Here is a 632-nt window from a genome sequence, read left to right as displayed (position 1 = left end):
GGAGGCGCCCAAAGGTTCCCTCAGAATGGTTGGAAATCATTCGTAGAGTGCAAAGGCATAAGGGAGCTTGACTGCGAGACCTACAAGTCGAGCAGGGACGAAAGTCGGGCTTAGTGATCCGGTGGTTCCGCATGGAAGGGCCATCGCTCAACGGATAAAAGCTACCCCGGGGATAACAGGCTTATCTCCCCCAAGAGTCCACATCGACGGGGAGGTTTGGCACCTCGATGTCGGCTCATCGCATCCTGGGGCTGTAGTCGGTCCCAAGGGTTGGGCTGTTCGCCCATTAAAGCGGTACGCGAGCTGGGTTCAGAACGTCGTGAGACAGTTCGGTCCCTATCCGTCGTGGGCGTAGGAAATTTGAGAGGAGCTGTCCTTAGTACGAGAGGACCGGGATGGACGCACCGCTGGTGTACCAGTTGTTCTGCCAAGGGCATAGCTGGGTAGCTATGTGCGGAAGGGATAAGTGCTGAAAGCATCTAAGCATGAAGCCCCCCTCAAGATGAGATTTCCCATAGCGTAAGCTAGTAAGATCCCTGAAAGATGATCAGGTTGATAGGTTCGAGGTGGAAGCATGGTGACATGTGGAGCTGACGAATACTAATAGATCGAGGACTTAACCATATAATATG

The 632-nt window shown here is 53.3% G+C and carries 1 rRNA gene (only partly in view); it reads left to right on the top strand.

Going from position 1 to position 632, the window contains the following annotated elements:
- Positions 1–624, top strand: a 23S ribosomal RNA gene (locus tag DPQ31_RS29145) (it extends 2,679 nt beyond the left edge of the window).
- Positions 625–632 lie beyond the last annotated feature (8 nt).

It is taken from the genome of Bacillus sp. COPE52, assembly GCF_003355115.1.
Classification (GTDB): domain Bacteria; phylum Bacillota; class Bacilli; order Bacillales; family Bacillaceae_G; genus Bacillus_A; species Bacillus_A toyonensis.
This window is presented reverse-complemented; position numbering and strand designations above follow the sequence as displayed.